This is a genomic window from Bacillus sp. PAMC26543 (assembly GCF_014250375.1).
In the GTDB taxonomy this organism is placed as follows: domain Bacteria; phylum Bacillota; class Bacilli; order Bacillales; family Bacillaceae; genus Bacillus; species Bacillus halotolerans.
On sequence record NZ_CP060193.1, the window covers coordinates 3,273,246 to 3,294,444 of the forward strand.

At 46.4% G+C, this 21,199-nt stretch carries 19 protein-coding genes; 8 read left to right on the forward strand and 11 right to left on the reverse strand.

Annotated elements, in window-relative coordinates; translation table 11 throughout:
* Window positions 1-75: 75 nt before the first annotated feature.
* The 3 genes from H7F27_RS16615 to H7F27_RS16625 form a co-directional block, all read right to left on the reverse strand.
* Window positions 76-1,062: a tRNA dihydrouridine synthase gene (locus tag H7F27_RS16615; protein ID WP_024120596.1), complete on the reverse strand. Its 987-nt coding sequence runs from the start codon at window positions 1,060-1,062 to the stop codon at window positions 76-78.
* A gap of 339 nt (window positions 1,063-1,401) precedes the next feature.
* On the reverse strand, window positions 1,402-2,802 hold the full coding sequence (gene rlmD, locus H7F27_RS16620; RefSeq protein ID WP_185848167.1) for a 23S rRNA (uracil(1939)-C(5))-methyltransferase RlmD: 1,401 nt from the start codon (window positions 2,800-2,802) through the stop codon (window positions 1,402-1,404).
* 113 nt (window positions 2,803-2,915) lie between these two features.
* Window positions 2,916-3,779 (reverse strand): DNA-3-methyladenine glycosylase family protein, encoded by an 864-nt coding sequence (locus H7F27_RS16625; RefSeq protein ID WP_101863609.1) that lies wholly within the window; start codon window positions 3,777-3,779, stop codon window positions 2,916-2,918.
* Between the two features lie 117 nt (window positions 3,780-3,896).
* Between H7F27_RS16625 and corA the strand changes: the two genes are divergently transcribed.
* The gene (corA, locus tag H7F27_RS16630; RefSeq protein WP_024120593.1) at window positions 3,897-4,856 is read left to right on the forward strand and encodes a magnesium/cobalt transporter CorA; all 960 of its coding nucleotides are present in this window, start codon (window positions 3,897-3,899) and stop codon (window positions 4,854-4,856) included.
* A gap of 99 nt (window positions 4,857-4,955) precedes the next feature.
* Entirely contained in the window at window positions 4,956-5,819 is an 864-nt protein-coding gene (locus tag H7F27_RS16635; protein WP_260627281.1) for an NAD(P)-dependent oxidoreductase, read from the forward strand.
* A 34-nt stretch (window positions 5,820-5,853) separates the two neighbouring features.
* On the opposite strand, the gene pdaA is transcribed toward H7F27_RS16635, so the two are convergent.
* Window positions 5,854-6,645: a delta-lactam-biosynthetic de-N-acetylase gene (gene pdaA, locus H7F27_RS16640; protein ID WP_024120592.1), complete on the reverse strand. Its 792-nt coding sequence runs from the start codon at window positions 6,643-6,645 to the stop codon at window positions 5,854-5,856.
* A 99-nt stretch (window positions 6,646-6,744) separates the two neighbouring features.
* A complete protein-coding gene (locus tag H7F27_RS16645; RefSeq protein WP_010333401.1) occupies window positions 6,745-6,930 on the reverse strand; it encodes an SE1561 family protein in 186 nt (61 codons plus the stop codon).
* A gap of 145 nt (window positions 6,931-7,075) precedes the next feature.
* On the opposite strand from H7F27_RS16645, the gene yfkAB reads away from it, so the two are divergent.
* Entirely contained in the window at window positions 7,076-8,197 is a 1,122-nt protein-coding gene (gene yfkAB, locus H7F27_RS16650; RefSeq protein WP_185848169.1) for a radical SAM/CxCxxxxC motif protein YfkAB, read from the forward strand.
* Entirely contained in the window at window positions 8,198-9,040 is an 843-nt protein-coding gene (mscC, locus tag H7F27_RS16655) for a mechanosensitive ion channel protein MscC (RefSeq protein WP_083504394.1), read from the forward strand.
* A gap of 35 nt (window positions 9,041-9,075) precedes the next feature.
* On the opposite strand, the gene H7F27_RS16660 is transcribed toward mscC, so the two are convergent.
* Both H7F27_RS16660 and cax read right to left on the reverse strand, forming a co-directional pair.
* Window positions 9,076-9,870, reverse strand: a complete 795-nt coding sequence (locus H7F27_RS16660) for a YfkD famly protein (protein ID WP_081638251.1) — start codon at window positions 9,868-9,870, stop codon at window positions 9,076-9,078.
* Between the two features lie 70 nt (window positions 9,871-9,940).
* Window positions 9,941-10,996, reverse strand: coding sequence for a calcium/proton exchanger (cax, locus tag H7F27_RS16665; RefSeq protein ID WP_024120588.1), 1,056 nt, complete (start codon window positions 10,994-10,996; stop codon window positions 9,941-9,943).
* Between the two features lie 166 nt (window positions 10,997-11,162).
* Between cax and H7F27_RS16670 the strand changes: the two genes are divergently transcribed.
* Window positions 11,163-12,338, forward strand: a complete 1,176-nt coding sequence (locus H7F27_RS16670) for an MFS transporter (protein ID WP_101860293.1) — start codon at window positions 11,163-11,165, stop codon at window positions 12,336-12,338.
* A gap of 199 nt (window positions 12,339-12,537) precedes the next feature.
* On the opposite strand, the gene H7F27_RS16675 is transcribed toward H7F27_RS16670, so the two are convergent.
* Genes H7F27_RS16675 through H7F27_RS16685 form a run of 3 tightly spaced genes read right to left on the reverse strand, consistent with a single transcriptional unit; the run spans window position 12,538 to window position 14,201 of the window.
* The gene (locus H7F27_RS16675; protein ID WP_024120586.1) at window positions 12,538-13,365 is read right to left on the reverse strand and encodes a YihY family inner membrane protein; all 828 of its coding nucleotides are present in this window, start codon (window positions 13,363-13,365) and stop codon (window positions 12,538-12,540) included.
* Window positions 13,366-13,388: 23 nt separating this feature from the next.
* Window positions 13,389-13,712: a hypothetical protein gene (locus H7F27_RS16680; protein ID WP_095714626.1), complete on the reverse strand. Its 324-nt coding sequence runs from the start codon at window positions 13,710-13,712 to the stop codon at window positions 13,389-13,391.
* Between the two features lie 18 nt (window positions 13,713-13,730).
* Complete coding sequence (locus tag H7F27_RS16685; RefSeq protein WP_024120584.1) at window positions 13,731-14,201, reverse strand: low molecular weight protein-tyrosine-phosphatase; 471 nt, start codon at window positions 14,199-14,201, stop codon at window positions 13,731-13,733.
* A gap of 201 nt (window positions 14,202-14,402) precedes the next feature.
* On the opposite strand from H7F27_RS16685, the gene H7F27_RS16690 reads away from it, so the two are divergent.
* Entirely contained in the window at window positions 14,403-14,618 is a 216-nt protein-coding gene (locus H7F27_RS16690; protein WP_010333391.1) for a DUF1128 domain-containing protein, read from the forward strand.
* Window positions 14,619-14,781: 163 nt separating this feature from the next.
* The gene (locus H7F27_RS16695) at window positions 14,782-15,978 is read left to right on the forward strand and encodes an MFS transporter (protein ID WP_095714627.1); all 1,197 of its coding nucleotides are present in this window, start codon (window positions 14,782-14,784) and stop codon (window positions 15,976-15,978) included.
* 34 nt (window positions 15,979-16,012) lie between these two features.
* Here H7F27_RS16695 and H7F27_RS16700 read toward each other — a convergent pair whose 3' ends face one another.
* On the reverse strand, window positions 16,013-16,531 hold the full coding sequence (locus H7F27_RS16700; RefSeq protein WP_024120581.1) for a type 1 glutamine amidotransferase domain-containing protein: 519 nt from the start codon (window positions 16,529-16,531) through the stop codon (window positions 16,013-16,015).
* A gap of 242 nt (window positions 16,532-16,773) precedes the next feature.
* On the opposite strand from H7F27_RS16700, the gene H7F27_RS16705 reads away from it, so the two are divergent.
* On the forward strand, window positions 16,774-21,150 hold the full coding sequence (locus H7F27_RS16705; protein ID WP_185848170.1) for a multifunctional 2',3'-cyclic-nucleotide 2'-phosphodiesterase/3'-nucleotidase/5'-nucleotidase: 4,377 nt from the start codon (window positions 16,774-16,776) through the stop codon (window positions 21,148-21,150).
* The last annotated feature ends 49 nt before the right edge of the window (window positions 21,151-21,199 follow it).

A 21,199-nucleotide genomic window follows, 5' to 3' on the forward strand; every position in this document is an offset into this window, starting at 1 on the left:
AAACTTTTCCTAAATAACTAACTTATAAAGCAAAAAGAGCGTCCCGCTCCGCTTTTACCTTGAATTAGGAAACATCTACTGTTGCTCCGCCCCATCAAGATACTTACTCTCAAAGTCATCGAGCAATGCACGCACTTCATCTGTTGACTTAGTGTTCATGCACTGGTTTCTTAATTCACTTGCTCCGCGGAATCCGCGGAGGTAAATTTTGAAAAAGCGAGGAAGAGGCTTGTATGGACGCGCTTCTAATGCTGAATATTTATCATGAAGATCCAGATGCAGCCGTAAGAGATCAAGCAATTCCTTACTGCTATGCTCTTTCGGCTCCTTTTCAAAGGCAAATGGATTTGTAAAAATACCGCGCCCTATCATAATTCCATCGACACCGTATTGTTCAGCAAGTTTTAATCCAGTTTGGCGGTCAGGAATATCCCCATTGATCGTCAACAGTGTATCTGGCGCTACCTCATCACGAAGTTTCTTAATCTCCGGGATGAGTTCCCAATGCGCATCCACTTTGCTCATTTCCGCTCTTGTGCGCAAATGAATGGAAAGATTAGCAATGTCCTGTTTCAATACGTGTGTCAGCCAGCCGCGCCATTCATCTATATCCGTGTAACCAAGTCTCGTTTTCACGCTTACTGGCAATCCGCCTGCTTTTGCTGCTTGTATTAGTTCTGCTGCAACCTCTGGACGACAAATAAGGCCGCTTCCCTTTCCATTTCCCGCAACATTAGGTACAGGACAGCCCATATTGATATCTAGACCCTTAAACCCTAGTTCCGCCATACCAATACTCATTTGGCGAAAGTTCTCAGGCTTGTCTCCCCATATATGAGCTACCATTGGCTGTTCATCCTCTGTAAAAGTCAAACGGCCGCGCACACTATCCTTCCCATCCGGGTGACAATAGCTCTCCGAGTTTGTAAACTCTGTAAAAAACACATCCGGCCTGCCTGCTTCACTTACTACATGACGGAAAACAACATCTGTCACATCTTCCATTGGTGCCAGTACAAAAAATGGCCGTGGTAATTCACGCCAGAAATTATCTATCGTCATTACATTCAAATCCTTTCATTATGGGATACGGCTACACCTTTATCCCAAAATTAAAAAGCTGACCATGCTTCTTTTACACTTATAGCATGCTTAAGCACTTCTTATCAAACGATAGTAAATTTTGAACATTTACATCTTTACTAGTCACACATAAAAAGTGACAAAGTAAACCGACTAGAAAAGCAGTTTGAGTCATAGGGTTAGGTACATGATCCAAGTTTCAGTGTATGTTCCTGCAAATTTTCTTTCAATAGCTTGGGTGGGTTGCGCATGAAAAAGACCCAGAAATCGGCAATGTTCATTCTACCGAAATCCAGATCTGATTAGGAATTGATTATTTTAGTTAGACGATTTCAATACAAGCTTCGCCACTGCTTCAACGTGAGCCGTCTGCGGAAACATATCGACAGGCTGAATATATTCCACGCGATAGTCTTTCGAAAGCGCCTGTAAATCCTTCGCAAGTGTGGATGGATTGCAGGAAACGTAGACAAAACGTTTCGGTTTGACTTTTTTGATCGTATCCAGGAACGTGCTGTCACAGCCGGTTCTTGGCGGATCAACGATGACGACGTCCGGGCGGAAGCCTTCTTTCGTCCATTTCGGGAGCCAGTGCTCGGCTGTTCCTGTTACGTACGTGGCGTTTGTCATGCCGTGTTTTTTGGCATTTTTCTTGGCATCGTCAATCGATTCTTTGATGACGTCCATGCCGCGGACTTCCTTCGCTCCGTCCGCCACCCACATGCCGATGGTGCCGACGCCGCAATACGCGTCAACGACTTTTTCTTTCCCGGTCAGCTGCGCCGCTTTTTTCACTTCATCATACAGCTTGACGGTTTGCTCCGGATTGAGCTGGAAGAAGGCGCGGGCGCTCAATTCAAAAGATACGTCGCCGAGCACCTCTTGAATCACGGTATGTCCGGCGAGGGGTTTTGATTTCTCACCGAAAATAACAGAGGTTTTCGCTCCGTTTACATTTTGAATAATGGATTTCACCTCAGGCAGGCGCTTTTGGATCGCTTTGACGATTTCTTCCTTATGCGGAAGCGTTTCTTTTGCTGTTACAAGCACGACCTGCACTTCGCCTGTTTCAAAGCCGACTCTCGTCACTATCGTGCGAACGTCGCCTTTTCGTTTTCTTTCATTATAAACAGACACATTGAAGTCCTCTAAAATGCGGCGGACGATGCCTGTTGTTTTGTTGGTTGCCGGATGCTGAACGATACAGTCTTTGATCGGCACGATATCATGAGAATCAAGGCCGTATAAGCCGGCAATGATGCTGCCGCTTTGTGAGCGTCCGATCTGGAATTGGCTTTTGTTGCGGTAATTCCATGGGTTGTCCATGCCGACCGTTTCTCTGATATCCATGTTTTCGACTTTGAACTTCGTATGGCGCTCCAGAGACTGGATGACGATGTCGCGCTTTTCCCGAAGCTGCTGGCTGTATGCAAGATGCTGAAGCTGGCAGCCGCCGCACTGCTCGTAGACAGGGCAAGGCGGTGCCACCCGATGCTCCGAAGCCTTGCGAATCTTCTTGATCCGTCCCTCCGAAAACTTCGGCTGCACTTTCGTCGCTTGGACGACAACCTCTTCACCAGGAAGCGCGCCGGGCACGAACACGACTTTTTTCTTGAAATAGCCGACGCCTTCCCCGTTAATTCCGAGACGTTTAATCGTCAGCGGAAAGGTCTGTCCGACTTTCAGTTCGACGGGCGCCTTTTTGTTTTGTTGGTTCACGTTGTTCTCTCCGTTTCTATATGAAGCTTTCTGCAGATGGCAGAAAGTGAAATGTTTTTTTCACATCTTTCTAGTATAACACGTTTGCACGATTTCCTTCATTGTCAGACGAATTATTCTATACTCCTCCACAAATACAACGACGCATAGCTCAAATAAGGCTCCCACTCCTTGCTCATCGCGAGCATAACATCCTTTGCCGGTTTGTCGTCCAAATTGAAGTGGCGTTTGATCGCGTTTTGCAGTCCGATATCGGCCAGCGGGAATAAATTGGGCCGTCCGAGCCCAAACATCAGCACGTTTTGTACCGTCCATGGGCCGATGCCTCTGATTTTGATCAGTTTCTTCATGATGTCTTCATCCGTCAGTTGGGGCAGCTCTGACAAGTCGAGCGAACCTTCGGCGATCATTCGCGACGTATCAATGGCGTATTCCGCTTTTCTCATGCTGAACTGGAGCTCGCGGAGATCTTGATAATCCAGCGCCGCAATCGTTTCCGGCTTCGGATAGCACCACACACCGTCCTTCTGCTCGCCGAACGTATGGACAAACCGTTCTGTCAAGGTGTACGCAAAAGATAGATTCAGCTGCTGGTGCACAATGCATTTCATGATACAGTTGTACACGCTGTAGTCTAATACCAGCGGCGTGCCTGCATGCTCTTCAAAAATCGCGGAAAGATTCGTTTTTGAGAAATGATCAAGGACATGCTGCAAATCATGTTCCCATTGAAAAATCCGTTTGATTTCCTTCATCATGTCTTCCTGCTCTGTTTCCCCGCTGACGAGAAACTCGGGCTCGTCCGCATGGCCTAACGCCTGCACCTTCACAATACATACGTCACCGGCCTTATTTCTGATCGGCACTCTTATGTCCCGCGCTTTCAAATCAACTGCATTAAGAGGATCTAACGACAGCCTGTCGAGCACACGGTCAAAATGGTACGGCGGTGTGACCGATACTTTTTCTTTCCACATATGATCAGCCCTTTTTCCGTTTTTGTTCAGTATACCACGCCGCTGGAAACCGGTAGAAAACACTGTATACTTTTCTGAAAAAGGCTGCATGATATAATGGCAGGTGGAGGGTTGTTTATGATCAACATTACCGCTATCACAACACAGCATCAGCTTTTGAAAAATATACCGATCGAACGGGTTGAACAGCCGGATATTGCGTGGTACTGGGTTGATTTTTACGGCCCGGAGGAAACGGAAACCGCGTTATTGAGAGATTTTTTTCATTTTCATCCGCTTGCGATTGAAGATTGCTTTCAGCATATGCAGCGTCCGAAGCTTGACCATTACGACGGCTATCGCTTTTACGTGCTTCATGCGCTGAATCAGGAAACACTTGAAACCGAGGAAGTCGATATCTTTCAAGGTGAAAAATTTGTCGTCACCTTTCATTTACACGAAACGCCCGGTATCGCCAAAGTCCGGGAGCGTTTATATGCTTCACCGGACATGTTAAAAAAAGGGCCGGGGCATATTTCTTACATGATCATGGATCAGCTTGTTGATGAATATTTTCCTCTGGTGTACAAAATAGAAGACCGGCTGAATGAGATTGAAGACAGCCGCAGCCACAAAACATACGGGACGCTGATGAGCGAGGTGTTTGAGCTCAGAACTGACCTATTGCATCTCAGGCGGACCATTATTCCGATGCGTGATTTGCTGTATCGGATTTTAAGCCTTGACCATGTGAAGGAGCAGCGGGAAACAAAGGCATACTTCAGCGATATTTACGATCATTTATTAAAGCTTTCAGAAATTGTGGAATCTAACCGCGACATGACGTCCGATTTGCGTGACAGCTACGTGACACTGAATTCGAACAGGATGAATGCGATTATGATGACATTGACCATCGTGTCTACCATTTTTATCCCGCTCACGTTTATCGCCGGCGTTTACGGCATGAACTTCGACAACATGCCGGAGCTGCATTGGAAATACGGATATTTCGCCGTGCTTGGCCTGATGGCCGCTCTTGTGGCCGGCATGCTGATATGGTTTGTACATAAAGGATGGTTCAACATCTTTAAATGAGGACAGCGTGAAGCTGTTCTTTTTATTTTGGTAAGCCGATTTCCAGCATATCCTGTTCATTTTGTATATAATGAAAAAAATGTTCAGGGAGTGATCAGATTGAAAATCGCTGCGATCGGACTCGGCAATATGGGACAGCCCATTGCCCGGAACGTGCTTCAAGCAGGCTATCGTTTGACAGTATACAATCGGACGAAAGAAAAGACGGAGGAATTTGCATCCCGGGGCGCCCAAGTGGCAGAAACGCCGCGCCAGGCGGCCGAGACCGCTGATATTGTCGTGACAATGCTTTCCGATGACAATTCTGTCAGCAACGTGACGTTCGGCAAAGACGGATTGATTGAAGGGTTATCAGAGAATGGCATTCACATTTCGATGAGCACGATCAGTGTGGAGTTCTCAGAAAAACTTGCGGCCGCCCATGCAGAAAAAGGACAATCCTTCCTTGCGGCTCCTGTGCTGGGAAGGCCGGATGCAGCCGCAAAAGCCGCCCTTCGCATTATAGCGGCAGGACCCGCGGAAGCAAAAAAAACAGCAAAACCTCTGCTCGAAAGCTTGAGTCAGCAAGTGTTTGACGTCGGCGAAGAAAGCAAAACAGCAAACGCAGCGAAAATCAGCATCAATTTCCTGCTCGTATCCATGCTGGAGGCGTTATCTGAATCATTCCTGTTGATGGAGAAATACGGATTAGAGCAAAAACAATTTTTAGAGATCGCCAACGCGCTTTTCGGCTCCCCCGTATATCAAAATTACGGAACGATCATGGCTGAGCAAACATTTGAGCCGGCGGGCTTTAAAATGTCATTAGGGTTGAAGGACACCAATCTGGCGCTCGCCGCCGCGGAGCAGGTTTCTGCAAACCTCCCTCTTGCCGAGCTGGCGAAAGGCCATTTTGAAAGCGGTATTGAAAAAGGGCTTGGAAACCTAGATTGGGCCGCTTTAATAAAATGCATAGAAAAATAGTAAAAGCCTCTCTATTGCGGAGAGGCTTTCATGTTTACAAAGACGGCAGCTTCATTTCTTTCTCAAACATCAAGTCATCAATGCTTTTAAAGGTATAGCCTTGTTTTTTCAGGTCGGTAATCGCATCGTCCAGCGCCTCGGCATTGTCCTTGGAGACAGTGTGAAGCAGGTAAATCGCACCCGGATGCGCCTGTTTGATCATGTGGCCGTAGGCGTATTTTTTCCCTTTTTGATGATTGATTTTCCAGTCGACAAAAGCGACGGACCAGAAAACGGTTTGATAGCCCATGCGTTTTGTTTCTTTCAGCACATATTCACTGAACACGCCGCGCGGCGGCCGTAAGTATAGGTTGTCCTGCTTTCCCGTGATCTTATAAACTTCCTCGTTGACTGAATCAAGCTCGTCCTGAATTTGGTCTGCTGTTTTTGTCGTCAGATCCGGATGGTGAAAGGAGTGGTTGCCGATGATATGCCCTTCATCCGACATCCGTTTGATCAGCTCGGGCTGATCCTTCACGAAATGCCCGGTGACAAAAAACGTTCCTGTCACGTGATGTTTTTTTAAGACATCAAGCACTTTTGGCGTATAGCCATTTTCGTAGCCGTTATCAAATGTTAAATAAATTGTTTTTTCTTTTGTATTGCCTAAATAAAACGCGTCATATTTTTTGATCAGGCTGTTCAGCTGTTTTCCCGCATCTGGCGGCTGATGATTAACGCTTCGCTTAAAGCCCCAATTAATCGGCTCATTCGGTACCGCATCTGCCTGTTTTGCTCCTGCTGCAAGCAGGACGGCGGCGCAGCATATTGCACACATCCACTTCATGGCCAGCGCTCCTTCTGCATTTTTTCTTATTTTACAGAAAGGCGCCCTGTTTTATACTGACGCTTTATGCCAATATAAAAAACCGCGGCATGCGCGGTTTTATTCCCAGTCTTTTTTAAATCGTTCATATTTGGCTTCCAGGTCATCCAGCATGCCGATGAGCCTGTCTATATCTTCAACGTCTGTTGCTTCAGGGTCTAATGAATCGATGACGTTCATAAACATGTCTAGTCTGTTCTTTAAATAATCAAGCTGCTGATCTTTATTGTTTACTGCGTTCCCCATTCTGCGCCTCCATTCATTTTTTATTATGGTAGCTCATTTTTTGCCGTTTTTCAATCGCCCCGCTACTTGCGATCTTGGCAAATCAGGTCTAAAATTAACTGTTGGCAGCGTTAGTATGCCTCATTTATAAAGGAGTTAGATAGTCATGACACAAAACACGAAGCTGCGTCCGATTACACCTGAGTTCGACCCTTGGGAAGCCTATATGGATGTCGACCAGTATGGAGATATGCAGCTGACGAACGTTGAATTTACAACGACGACACTGTGCAATATGAGATGCGAGCATTGCGCTGTAGGCTATACATTGCAGCCCAAAGACCCGAATGCTCTGCCAATAGATCTTCTGTTAAAACGGCTGGAGGAAATTCCCCGCCTCAGATCCATCAGTATTACAGGCGGAGAGCCGATGCTTTCATTAAAATCTGTAAAGGAATATGTCGTGCCGTTATTGAAATACGCCCACGAGCGCGGGGTGCGGACCCAAATCAATTCAAACCTGACTCTCGATATCGAGCGATACGAATGTATTATTCCGTATCTTGATGTGTTACATATTTCTCATAACTGGGGAACGGTTGAAGAGTTTGCGGAAATCGGTTTTGCTATGATGGACAGAAAACCGACCTTCGAACAGCGCGCGCGCTATTTTGATAAAATGATCGAAAACAGCCGCAAGCTAGTGGATGCCGGAGTGATGGTATCAGCGGAAACGATGCTGAACAAACGCACACTTCCGCACATTGAGCATATTCACCGCCAAATCACAGAAGATATGAAATGTCAGCGTCATGAAATCCATCCGATGTATCCGAGTGATTTTGCGAGCGCCCTTGAATCTCTCAGCCTGAAGGACATGAGACAGGCGATTCACCGTTTGCTGGATATTCGTGATGAAAAGACATGGATGCTGTTCGGCACACTGCCGTTTTACGCATGCAGTCCTGATGAAGAGGATCAAGAGCTGCTTCGCCGGCTTCGCACGGCGAAAAACGTGACAGTGAGAAATGACCCTGACGGCCGGTCGCGCCTGAATGTCAATATTTTTGACGGGAATATTATTGTGACCGACTTTGGCGATACACCGCCGCTCGGCAATATACAAACGGACAGCCTGCCTTCCGCCTATCAAAAGTGGAGAGAAACAAAGCTGGCCAAAGAACTGAACTGCCACTGCCCGAATGTCCGGTGCCTCGGACCAAACGTTCTCGTCAAAAACAGCTACTACCAGGATACAGATTTTTCAAAACGTCAAGCCAGGAGTTAGATGCGGATGGAAGAAACACTTACGGAGATTTTTCAGAATAAAATCGTTGATATTCTCCTCGTCGCCGTCATTTTGTGGATCGGTGTTTTTATCATTAACCGATTGGTGCAGTTATTTTTTAAACGGACGGACTTTATTGAAGAAAGAAAAGAGAAAACCATTGAAAGCCTTGTCCGTTCTATCACCCAATATACGGCGACGATCGGTTTTATCTTTTATGTTATTTCTTTATTTGTGCATGATTTCGGCAAGATTTTAGCCGGGGCGGGCGTAGCCGGTATCGTCATCGGTTTTGGCGCCCAATCACTGATTAAGGATGTGCTGGCGGGTGTGTTTTTAATTTATGAACGCCAGCTTCATAAAGGCGATTATGTGACAGTAAACAATTTATTTAACGGCACCGTCGAAGAAATCGGCCTGCGCTCGCTGCAAATCCGTGAATGGAGCGGAAAGCTTCTCACCATCAGCAACGGCGAGGTCAGACAAATAGAAAATTATAATATTGATTTTATGCGGATTACCGAATCCTTTCTCATCAGCTTTAAAGAAGATCCAGATCGTGTATACAGTGTGCTGGAGGAAGCGTGCGACATGCTGAATGAAGAGCTTCGCGATTCACTGAAGCGGGATGAATTCGGAAACCCGACAGAACCTTTTCAAATACACGGCATCACCGCTTTGAATAAAATCAACCGCGGAGTGGAATTTACCGTAAAGGGCATGGTCCGGGATGAAGATTATTTCAGTGCCAGCCTTGCCGCCAGACGGGTTCTCGTTCGCCAGCTGTACCAAAACAATGTGCAAATGCTTGAGGAAGCTGTAAGAATTGAAAGAACCCAATAAAAAAACTGATTCCATTATAGGAATCAGTTTTTTATTTATCTTGGCTGTGAGGAAAGCTGGAAGCTAAACGTGACATGGTCTTGAACCGGAATCCACGCGCCGATTCCCTGTGACGTGACATTTTTCACAACAAGTTTTCGTTTATTGCCTTTGAGCACTAAATAGACTTCTCCGTAAGTCACTTTCCCTTTTTCATTCACAGCCGGAGCATATGCGTTTAAATAACCGAGTTTTTTCGGAGCGACTTTATAAATTTGGTCTCGTTTTGTTCCCGCTCCGATGACCGTTTCAAATGCAAGCGGAAGATTTGTTTTTTTCATCGCCTTCAGCATCATCATGCTTTTGACATCTTCCGTGTTTGGAACTTTTGCTGTCAGGCCGCCCGTTACTCTATATTGCTGCTCTTGGGCATAATGCATTTCAGCCGTTTGTTTTCCGCCGCGGTTATCCGCGCGGTTTGTATTGATTTTTTTATATTCCCAGTTGGCGACTGTTTCATTCGATTCATATCCAAGCGCCCATTTCCCGAGAAATATTGTGGCCCGGTAGCCGACCGCAAGCGGTGTGCCAGAGACCGTAGACTCGTTCAGCATTTTGATAAGGTGCGGATTTTCGATCTGTACCTCTGATGAACTCAGCAGTTCCTTAGCCAGCTTGCTCGGCTGAAGCATCGGCTGATCCTGTGAAGCATTCGGATACGTGTTTTCTTTCGAAATGCTTGCTACAGAATTTGGCACCTTAAACTGCTTCTTCGCGTGGATGGGCTGAACGCCGAAAAAACTAAAGAATAACAACACAATAAGTGTGGAATGAAATAGCTTTTTCATCATATCACTCTTTCTATCGCATTTTCCCTTAGTCTTTTCATCCCGCTTTGTTGTTATCCATCATTTTTTCAGGTTAAAGAAGGAAAAAGCCGATTGCCATAATGACATAAGCCGCTAGCAGCGTGGCACCTTCAAACCAGTTGGAATCACCATCATTCGAAATGGCAATCATCAAGAGAACGGAAGACACCATCGCGACAAGCTCCGGCAGTGTAAACACAAGCGGCATGCTTACCGGGAAAAAGATGGAACAGATCACAAGAACCGGTGCGACAAACATAGCAATCTGCAGCGTCGAACCGACTGCAATTTCAACTGCAATATCCATTTTATTTTTATAGGCCATAATGATGGCTGACGCGTGTTCCGCCGCATTACCGACAATCGCAACGATGATGACCCCGATAAACAGCTCGCTCCAGCCGAACTGTTCAGCAACCGAGTGGAATGTGTGCACCAGGTTTTCGGATATGTACGCCACGACAATTGTTGCTGCAAACAAAACAATCGTGGCAACCTTCCCTGACCATTCCGGCTGCTCCTCTTCCTCAGGCTGGACAGCATTGTTCGGCTGATATACACCGCGGTGCGTGACAAGCTTAAAGTACAGAGCCGCCACATATAACAGAATCAAAATGATGCTGATCCCGATGCTTAAATTAAGCTTGCTTGTATCCCCCATTCCAACCGAAAACACCTCAGGAATTACGAAAGCCACAATAATGGCGAAAATCAAAAGCCCTGAATTATGGCGTGCATCATGGATATTAAACTCCTGCCGCTTGTATTTTAAACCGCCGACAAAAAACGATAAGCCCGCAACCAGCAGGAGATTTCCCAGCACTGAACCTGTTAAAGAGGCAAGCACGATTCCTGTAAGGCCTTCCTTTAATGCAAATAGCGAAATAATCAGCTCAACCGCATTCCCGAAGGTGGCGTTCAACAGACCGCCGATCCGCGGCCCGGCAATAATGGACAGCGATTCTGTCGCTCTTCCCATATAGCTTGCCAGAGCAATAATTGTTACACAATAGACTGCAAAGAGAATGGCAGAAGGCCAATGCATCAAACTGCCGATAACAGAAAGCGGAACACCAGCCGCCACTAATATAAAAAAGATACGATTCATAGTGAATTGACTCCTTTTGTATGACTTGTTTTATTTTTATTCTTCACAAAAATCATCATGATTACACGAGGTCAATGTTTGCGCGCGATATAGGCTTTTTTCAGGTTGCCGGCTTTTGGAAATCGGTGTACGATCAACATAGATCTCACAAAGGAGAACAGACACGATGTCACGAATGCATTTTTCTATTCTGGTTTTGCTCGTTTCCATATCCGGGTTTTCACAAGGCATGCTGCTGCCCGTCATCTCGATTATCTTTGAAACAAATGGTGAATCAGCGGCGATTAACGGCCTGCATGCGACTGGACTCTACATCGGAGTGCTATTGGCTTCTCCGTTTATGGAGGCCCCGCTTAGAAAACTGGGTTTCAAACCGCTGATCGTCATTGGCGGAAGCATCGTCATTTTAAGCTTGTTCGGGTTCATTTGGCTTCAGTCGGTTTGGATGTGGTTCCTGCTTCGTCTTTTCATCGGGATCGGCGACCATATGCTTCACTTTTCTACGCAAACGTGGGTGACCTCCATGTCGTCAAAGCAAAACCGCGGGAGAAATCTTTCCATTTACGGACTCTCCTTTGGTCTTGGTTTTGCTGCGGGCCCGTTTATGGTCCCGTTTGTTAAGCTGAGTCCGGCACTGCCTTTTATCGTGTCAGGCTGCATCAGTTTGCTTGCGTGGCTCTTTGTTTTCTTGCTACAAAATGCATACCCGGAAACCAGCCCTCACGAAACCAAATCTGACAATAGTTTCAGACGCTTTTACCAGGCTATGCTGTTTGCATGGGTGGCGTTTATGCCTACGTTCGGGTACGGATTTCTGGAGACTGCATTAAACGGCAGCTTTCCTGTGTATGCGCTGCGTCTGGGTTTATCTGTGGACGCCGTCGCTTTGATTCTTCCTGCATTTGCGATCGGTAGCATTATTTTTCAATTCCCGCTCGGCATTCTCAGCGATAAATACGGAAGACGGAATGTGCTGCTTGTGATTTTGCTGACGGGAGCCTTTTGCTTTCTCATCGCTGGCGTGTTCCCTTTTCCTTACGTGATCGGCTGCTGCTTCTTTATTGCGGGCATGGCAGTCGGGTCAACCTTTACACTCGGCATCAGCTTTATGACAGACCTTCTTCCGTCCCACCTGCTTCCGGCGGGGAATTTGCTGTGCGGCATTTCATTCAGTCTCGGCAGCATTTTCGGGCCGATTGCAGGCGGCTGGTATATGCAGACCTTCGAAAGCGCTAACTTGTTTTATTTGATTACCCTCATTCTGGCCGCTGTCTGGCTCGCTATCGCTTTAGGCAAACCGAAAATCTGGCCAGCTGCTGAGACCTATTCTTCCTCTTCATAAGAAAAAGCCTCCTGACACAAAGTCAGGAGGCTTTTCTTCTAATGATAGCCGTTTTGTCCGTTGGCACTTCCGCTTGTTTTATGACTCGATTTGCTCTTTGAGTTCTGTTTGTTATGGCTTCCGCCTTTTTTCGTATGCTTTGTCATCACGTTTTGCCCCCCCGGATCATTTTTGAACTGAAGTTCCTTTATAGGGTGCGCTAATTGTAGGGATTTTCATCAGGAAGCTTTTTACGTTTATGTAAAAGCGCGTTGATTTCTCCCCCTAAAATAATTAAAATCCCGCTTAAGTAAAACCAGATCATCAGGACGATGATCCCCCCAATGCTTCCGTATGTGGCGCTATAGTTCGCAAATGTACTGACGTAAAACGAAAACAGGGTGCTGACGACAATCCAGCCGATGGCCGCAAACAGCGCACCCGGCATTACAAAGCGAAGCGACAGCTTTTTGTTAGGCGCGATAACGTACAAAGCGGAAAAAACAATCAGCAGCACAAGCGGGCTGACTCCCCAGCGGATCGCAGTCCAGATGGATAAAAACAGGTCCGAAGCGCCGACAAAGTCCGCAGCAAGCATTCCGATCTGCCGGCCGAATACCGGCAGAAGCAAGGCAACTAAAATGGTAAACACCATGGCGATCGTCAGAAAAATTGAGGTTAGACGTACAATGATAAAAGAGCGGTTTTCCTCCACTTCATACGCGTGGTTTAACGATCTGACGATGGCATTCATTCCATTAGACGCAGACCATAACGCCGCGATGATCCCGAATGACAGCAATCCGCCGTTTCGGTCATTTAATGTTTGGTGGGTAATGGATTCAACGAGGGACATCGCACTTCCGGGAGCGTATTGTTTTACAACCCCCAGCACGTCATCTGTAGAAATCGGAAGATACGCGGTGAGCGTCAGCATAAAAATCAAAAACGGAAACAGCGATAACAGAAAAAAATACGCCAGCTCCGCAGATTTGCTTTGCCCCTCATGAAGGGTGTATCTGCCGAACAGCTCTTTCAGAAAGTTCATGTCGTCTCACCTCGAATGTTTGATCATTTATCTTTTGTAAAATGTTCCTTTGTTTCCTGTACCAGCTCCATCACTTTCGGCGTTGTTTTCTTCAGCTCTTTGACTTGCTGATTAACGAAGCCGACTTCATCTGACAGCGTCTGGGCCAGCTGTTTTGCTTCATCAATTTTTGTCATGACATTGTTTTTCAATAGTTCAGGATTGTTTTTGTACAGAGACATTTTATGCTTGCACGTCATCCATCTCATGCCGCAGGCCTGTCTCGTCGGCTTATGGAGCAAGGATAGCGCCGCACCTGCCGCAGCTCCGAGAATGACACCTTTCAGCAACCAGCGTTCATTGTTCATGATGAACTCTCCTTTCCCTCACAATTGTTTTTCTTCTTGAATGGATGCAAGCAGATGCTCACAGCCTGATCTGATCAATTGATAGACCTCGTCAAAGTTCCCAGTGTAGTAAGGATCGGGAACGTCCGCAAGATCTGAATCATCAACGTAGTCAAGCAGCCTCTTGATCTGTGCGGCTTTTTTAAAACCCGCCATGCTTCTCAGGCTTCCGATATTTTCTGCATCCATCGCAATGATGTAATCAAAATCGGTTAAATCCTGTTCGCGCACCTGGCGCGCCAGCATGCCTTCAAAGCTGATTCCTTCCCTGCGCAATATCTCCTGCGTTCCTTCATGCGGAGGATTGCCGATGTGCCAGCCGCCGATGCCGGCTGAGTCTGTTCTGATTTTCCCCTCTAATCCTTTTGTTGCTGCCAAGTCCCGAAATATCGCTTCCGCCATTGGAGACCGGCAAATGTTCCCCAAGCAAACAAATAATACGCTGATCATGTTGTGCAACCTCCCTATTCTTTGCCCATATTTCTCTAAAAAGAAACCTTTACCGCTATCTTAGTAGGATGTTCAATCACTTTTCAACTGATGTCACCACTTTTTTGAAATAAATGGACGAAATGAGAATAGGGTTTTTTTCTGATGGAATTCTGTTAGAATAAAACATACCAAATGACGCGAAAGAAAGGATGTAATCATTTGTCCAGCCAAAATACAGAAACATTAACTCAAATGATTGAAGAGATTTCACAAAAACTGAACATGCTGAATGTCGGGGTTATCAAAGCAGAAGACTTCAGCGACGAAAAAATAGAGGACCTCACCTACCTGCATAAAATGGTGATGAAAAAAGAAGCATTCAGCCCGAGCGAAATGCAGGCGATCGCTCAAGAACTTGCATCACTTCGAAAATAATGGGGCTTGCCGGCATCCGGCAAGTCTTTTTTCTTATTGATGAAGATGATTCTTTTTGCTTTCGTTTATTAGGGAGCCGGAAAGACGCGGCAGCAAGGCGCCGCGCTTCCTGAGACCGGCGAATACAGCAAATGGCCGAATAAGATTTTGAAGGAGTACTAGAATGAAAACGAAATACGTCAAAACAGCAACCGGAATGTACATCAACTACTTCTTGCTCGGAATGGTCAATATCATTCTCGCATCCAACATGTCCTCCTTAACGAAACAGTGGAATACCGACCCGACAGGCATCAGTTATGTGATTGCGGCTATCGGATTCGGCAAGCTGCTGACATACGGAATATCTGGCGTTTTATCAGATAAAATAGGCAGAAAACCGCTCATTGTGGCTTCCGCCGGAATGATGGCTGTCTTTTTAATCGGTATTCCATTATCACCGAGTTATGAACTTGCGTTTGTGTTTGCTTTATTAGCCGGAGTCGCAAATTCGGCCATGGACGCAGGAACATATCCGGCTTTAACGGAGCTCTTCCCAACTGCTCCCAGCTCGGCGAATGTCTTGGTAAAAGCTTTTATGTCTCTCGGGGCCGCTCTTTTGCCGCTCCTGATTACAGTTTTGGCAGACCATAGCCTATTCTACGGATATGCATTTTATTTGCCGGCAGCTGTCTATGTGCTGAACATCCTTTGCTTATCAGCGGTTTCGCTGCCAAAAAAACAGAAACAACCCATCAGCACCGGGCAACAGGGATCTCCTGCTTTCTTATCTGAACCCGACATGAAGAAAGAAGGCGCCGCGCTGATTATCATTGGTTTTACATCAACGGCTTTATTTACAGTCTCTCAAATCTGGCTTCCAAGCTTCGCCCAAAAGGCTGTAGGGTTAGCTGAATCAGCTTCCGTACAATTGCTGAGCTACTATAGTATAGGCGCTTTGGTATCTGTTTTATTATTAGCCCTTCTGCTGAACAGATGGGTAAAACCGGTGATGATTACACTGCTGTACCCGGTTATTACATTATGTACGCTTGCCGTTATGCTGACAGTTCACGTCCCAGCTGTACTGGACATCACAGCCTTTTTCTTAGGATTTTCAACCGCGGGTGTGTTTCAAATTACCGTTACATTAATGACAGAGCTTTTCTGGAACCGCAAAGGCACTGTCACCGGAATTGTTGCGACAGCTTCAAGTATTGCGTCGATTCTGCTGCCGATTGCCACCGGGCTCATCGCAAAAGCGGGAGGCATAGCCCATATCTTTATGTTCGACTTCGGCATTGCCGTCATCGGAACAGCAGCTGCTGCCTTTTTGTATTACAGATACAATAAACTGACCGCAGGTTCCAAGCTATCATGAAAAAACGGACGTCCCCGCAGGGCGTCCGTTTTTGTTATTTTTCAAGCAGTGCCAAAGATTCGCGGTTAAATGCAGGAATGTCATCCGGCGTGCGGCTGGTGACCAATTGATTTTGGCAAACCACGACTTCCTGGTCAACGACATCGGCCCCAGCGTATTCCATATCTACACGAATGGACGTATAGCCTGTCGCTTTTCTGCCTTCCAGCGCTTTAGCAGTAATCAGCAGCTGCGGGCCGTGACAAATCGCAAATACCGGCTTTTTGTCCGTCATAAACGCTTTTGTAAACTGGACGAAACGCTCATCGGCACGAAGCTGGTCAGGTGAAAAACCTCCCGGAATTAAAAGCGCGTCAAAGTCGGAAGGGTTTACGTCATCAATGGACGCATCGACTGTGACTTGCGCATTTCCCTGCTTGCCTTTTACGGTTTTCCCTTTTTCATTTTCAATAACGGTCAGCTCATGCCCCGCTTCTTTAAATGCTTTTGCTGGTTCAGCATACTCGCTGTCTTCGAAATAATCTGTCAGCACAACTGCGATTTTTTTACCCATGATTGATAACCTCCCCCTTAATATGTCTACATAAAACACTCTACCCCAGCCACAATATAATAAACATTTTGCAGAGCTGACAAACGATAAGCATAATGACCCAATTCACATCACCCAAAGATGATACATAATACTTATTTTTCTCCCTTTTACAATAATCATAAAGAAACATCTACAAATGCTTACAAAATATTCTTACAATAGAACCAGTAACACAAATTTCGTTGAAAGGTGGAGAACTGGTGAGAATACAGAAAAGACGAAAAGACGTCAGTAACATTCTCCGTATTCTGCTGCCCCCAATTATGATACTTAGCCTAATCCTCCCAACACCGCCCGTTCATGCAGAAGAAAACATGGCTCCTCAAGTGAATCTCAGTATTTTGGCTACAACTGATATTCATGCCAACATGATGGATTACGATTACTATAGCGACAAAGAAACGACAGAATTCGGGCTTGCCAGAACGGCACAGCTGATCCAAAAGCACCGCCAGGAGAACCCAAACACCCTGCTCGTGGATAACGGTGACTTGATTCAGGGAAATCCGCTGGGCGAATACGCAGTGAAATACGAAAAAGACAACATTATCTCCGGTGCAAAAACCCACCCGATTATCAGCGTCATGAACGCGCTGAAGTATGACGCAGGAACACTTGGCAATCATGAATTCAATTACGGGCTCGACTTTCTTGACGGTACGATAAAAGGAGCCGATTTCCCGATTGTAAACGCCAATGTTAAAACAACTGGCGGTGAACACCGTTATACGCCGTATGCAATTAACGAGAAAACAGTCACAGATGAAAACGGAAACGAACAGAAGATCAAAGTAGGCTACATAGGTTTTGTTCCGCCGCAAATCATGACCTGGGACAAAAAGAATCTCGAAGGACAGGTTCAGGTGCAGGATATCGTCGAATCTGCCAATGAAACGATTCCGAAAATGAAGGCAGAAGGCGCGGATGTCATTATTGCCCTTGCCCACACTGGTATTGAAAAGCAGGCGCAATCGTCAGGTGCAGAAAACGCCGTTTTTGACCTTGCCACGAAAACAAAGGGCATTGATGCGATTGTCTCGGGCCATCAGCACGGACTCTTCCCTTCCGCAGAATATGCGGGTGCCGCTCAGTTCGATGTTGAAAAAGGAACCATTAACGGCATTCCGGTCGTCATGCCAAGCAGCTGGGGCAAATACTTAGGCGTCATTGACCTCAAGCTTGAAAAAACAGACGGCTCGTGGAAGGTCGCAGATTCCAAGGGCAGCATCGAATCAATTTCCGGCAGCGTCACATCCAGAAACGAAGCCGTCACAAAAGCCATTCAGCAAACACATCAAAACACGCTGGAATATGTCAGAAAGCCTGTCGGAAAAACAGAAGCCGACATTAACAGCTTCTTTGCACAAGTCAAGGACGACCCTTCTATTCAAATTGTGACAGATGCGCAAAAATGGTACGCGGAAAATGAAATGAAGGATACCGAGTATAAAGATCTTCCGATTTTGTCAGCAGGCGCGCCGTTTAAAGCCGGCGGCAGAAACGGAGCCAATTACTATACAAACATTCCGGCCGGGGATCTTGCGATTAAAAACGTCGGTGACTTGTATCTGTACGATAATACCCTCCAGATCGTGAAGCTGACCGGCAGCGAAGTGAAGGACTGGCTCGACATGTCAGCGGGCCAATTTAATCAAATCGATCCGTCAAAAGGCGGCGATCAAGCCTTGCTGAATGAGAATTTCCGCTCCTACAACTTTGACGTGATTGACGGCGTTACCTATCAGGTCGATGTCACAAAACCGGCTAAATACAACGAAAACGGAAAAGTGATTAACGCGGATTCAAGCCGGATCATCAACCTTTCCTATGAAGGCAAACCGATCAGCCCGAGCCAGGAATTTCTCGTAGTCACGAATAATTACCGGGCCTCCGGCGGCGGCGGTTTCCCTCATCTGACGAGTGATAAGATTGTCCACGGCTCCGCAGTTGAAAACAGACAGGTACTGATGGATTACATTATTGAACAGAAAACATTAAATCCAAAAGCCGATAACAACTGGTCGATTGCACCGGTTTCCGGCACGAATTTGACGTTTGAATCTTCGCTTTTAGCCAAGCCTTTTGCGGACAAAGCCGATGATGTCGCTTATGTGAGACATTCTTCAAATGAAGGCTATGGCGTGTACAAGCTTCAATTTGACGACGATTCAGATACCGATCCTCCTGAAGGCGGATTATGGGATCTTACCGTCATGCATACAAATGATACGCACGCGCACCTTGATGACGCAGCCAGACGAATGACGAAAATCAGCGAAGTAAGAAACGAAACAGACCACAACATCCTGCTTGACGCGGGAGATGTGTTTTCCGGCGACCTGTATTTCACGAAATGGAACGGTTTAGCCGACCTGAAACTGATGAACATGATGGGTTATGACGCCATGACCTTCGGAAACCACGAATTTGATAAAGGTCCGTCCGTTCTTTCTGATTTTCTCAGCGGGCACAGCACAACTGTCGATCCGGCGAATCGCTATCACTTTGAAGCGCCTGATTTCCCAATCGTCAGCGCGAATGTGGATGTATCCAATGAACCTAAGCTGAAATCATATGTCAAAAAGCCGCAGACCTTTACTGCGGGAGAAAAGAAAGAGCCGGGCATCCATCCGTACATTCTGTTAGACGTTGACGGTGAAAAAGTCGCCGTGTTCGGACTGACAACAGAAGACACAGCCACAACATCAAGCCCGGGCAAAAGCATTGTATTTAACGACGCATTTAAAACTGCGCAGAACACCGTGAAAACGATTCAGGAAGAAGAAAAAGTAAACAAAATTATCGCGCTTACTCACATTGGGCATAACCGCGATCTTGAGCTAGCCAAAAAAGTGAAGGGCATTGACTTGATCATCGGCGGACACACCCACACTCTCGTGGACAAAATGGAGGTCGTGGAAAACGACGAACCGACAATCGTGGCGCAGGCAAAAGAATACGGCCAATTCTTAGGGCGTGTCGATGTCGCATTTGATGATGACGGCGTCGTTCAAACAGACAAATCAAATCTAAGCGCACTGCCGATTGATGAGAATACTGAAGAAAACGCGGAAGTAAAAGAAGAGCTCGATCAGTTCAAAAAAGAATTAGAGGACGTCAAAAATGAAAAAGTCGGCTACACGGATGTAGCCCTTGACGGCCAGCGTGAGCATGTGCGCACGAAGGAAACCAATCTCGGAAACTTCATCGCGGACGGCATGCTTGCAAAAGCGAAAGAAGCATCCGGCGCCAACATTGCGATTACAAATGGCGGCGGCATCAGAGCCGGCATTGACAAAGGCAAGATCACACTTGGCGAAGTACTGAACGTAATGCCGTTCGGCAACACGCTTTACGTGGCTGATTTGACCGGAAAACAAATCAAAGAAGCTCTTGAACAAGGCTTAAGCAATGTGGAGAACGGAGGCGGGGCCTTCCCTCAGGTGGCTGGAATCGAATATACCTTTACATTAAACAACGAACCTGGACACCGTGTTTTAGACGTGAAATTCGAATCGCCTAACGGAGACAAAGTTGATCTGAATACAGATGATACCTACCGCGTCGCAACAAATCATTTTGTCGGCGGCGGTGGAGACGGATACTCTGTCTTTACGGAAGCTTCTCATGGTGAAGACCTCGGCTACGTAGATTATGAGATTTTCACCGAGCAGCTGAAAAAGCTTGGTGACAAGGTCTCTCCTAAAATGGAAGGACGGATCAAAGAAGTATTCCTGCCGACAAAGCAGAAGGATGGCAGCTGGACACTCGATGAAGACAAATTTGCGATTTATGCCAAAAACGCCAACAAGCCGTTTGTCTATTATGAAACGTCTGAAGGATCACAAGAGAAACCAATCAATCTAAAAATGAAAAAAGACCAGGTCAAGCTATTGAAGGATAGAGAATTAGATCCTTCCCTGACGGTGTTCAACTACTGGTACAGCATGAAGCTTCCAATGGCGAACATCAAAACCGCGAACACTGAAATCGGAATCAAATCTAAGGGAGAATTAAACGTCTCCCTATCAAATGTATATGACTTTACAGTGAAGCAAATAGGAAAAGAAGTGAAATCATTCAAGGAACCGGTTGAGCTATCGCTTCGGATGTTTGATATTGAAGAAGCTCACAACCCTGCCATTTACCATGTCGACCGGAAAAAGAAAACTTTTACAAAGACAGAAAAGGGATCAATTGACGATGATATTGTAACAGGATACACAAACCACTTCAGCGAATACACGATCTTAAATTCCGGTGCTCACGATAAACCGCCGGCGTTCCCGTCCGATCAGCCGACAGGCGGCGATGACGACGGCAAGAATGGCGGAGGGTCCGACAATCCAGGCGGAAAGCAGCCGAATGATGGCAAAGGCGGCGATCAAACACCTCCCGGCACTGAACCAACAAATGGATCGGGCGGATCGGGAACCGATGGACCGGCTGGCGGCTTGCTTCCTGACACAGCCACCTCCATGTATTCCATCCTGCTGGCCGGATTTCTGATCAGCGCACTCGGAACAGCATTATATTTGCATCAGCGAAGAAAACAGAACAGAGCGAATGAAGCATAAAAAAAGCTGCTCGTTATGGGACTGACCCCCGTTTTTGAGACAGGGATCA

Bases quoted from the DNA above. Each gene is read 5' to 3' on its own strand.
- H7F27_RS16615 (WP_024120596.1), bottom strand. From the start codon at position 1,062: ATGACGATAGATAATTTCTGGCGTGAATTACCACGGCCATTTTTTGTA.
- H7F27_RS16625 (WP_101863609.1), bottom strand. From the start codon at position 3,779: ATGTGGAAAGAAAAAGTATCGGTCACACCGCCGTACCATTTTGACCGT.
- corA (WP_024120593.1), top strand. From the start codon at position 3,897: ATGATCAACATTACCGCTATCACAACACAGCATCAGCTTTTGAAAAAT.
- pdaA (WP_024120592.1), bottom strand. From the start codon at position 6,645: ATGAAGTGGATGTGTGCAATATGCTGCGCCGCCGTCCTGCTTGCAGCA.
- H7F27_RS16645 (WP_010333401.1), bottom strand. From the start codon at position 6,930: ATGGGGAACGCAGTAAACAATAAAGATCAGCAGCTTGATTATTTAAAG.
- yfkAB (WP_185848169.1), top strand. From the start codon at position 7,076: ATGACACAAAACACGAAGCTGCGTCCGATTACACCTGAGTTCGACCCT.
- mscC (WP_083504394.1), top strand. From the start codon at position 8,198: ATGCGGATGGAAGAAACACTTACGGAGATTTTTCAGAATAAAATCGTT.
- H7F27_RS16660 (WP_081638251.1), bottom strand. From the start codon at position 9,870: ATGATGAAAAAGCTATTTCATTCCACACTTATTGTGTTGTTATTCTTT.
- cax (WP_024120588.1), bottom strand. From the start codon at position 10,996: ATGAATCGTATCTTTTTTATATTAGTGGCGGCTGGTGTTCCGCTTTCT.
- H7F27_RS16670 (WP_101860293.1), top strand. From the start codon at position 11,163: ATGTCACGAATGCATTTTTCTATTCTGGTTTTGCTCGTTTCCATATCC.
- H7F27_RS16675 (WP_024120586.1), bottom strand. From the start codon at position 13,365: ATGAACTTTCTGAAAGAGCTGTTCGGCAGATACACCCTTCATGAGGGG.
- H7F27_RS16680 (WP_095714626.1), bottom strand. From the start codon at position 13,712: ATGAACAATGAACGCTGGTTGCTGAAAGGTGTCATTCTCGGAGCTGCG.
- H7F27_RS16685 (WP_024120584.1), bottom strand. From the start codon at position 14,201: ATGATCAGCGTATTATTTGTTTGCTTGGGGAACATTTGCCGGTCTCCA.
- H7F27_RS16695 (WP_095714627.1), top strand. From the start codon at position 14,782: ATGAAAACGAAATACGTCAAAACAGCAACCGGAATGTACATCAACTAC.
- H7F27_RS16700 (WP_024120581.1), bottom strand. From the start codon at position 16,531: ATGGGTAAAAAAATCGCAGTTGTGCTGACAGATTATTTCGAAGACAGC.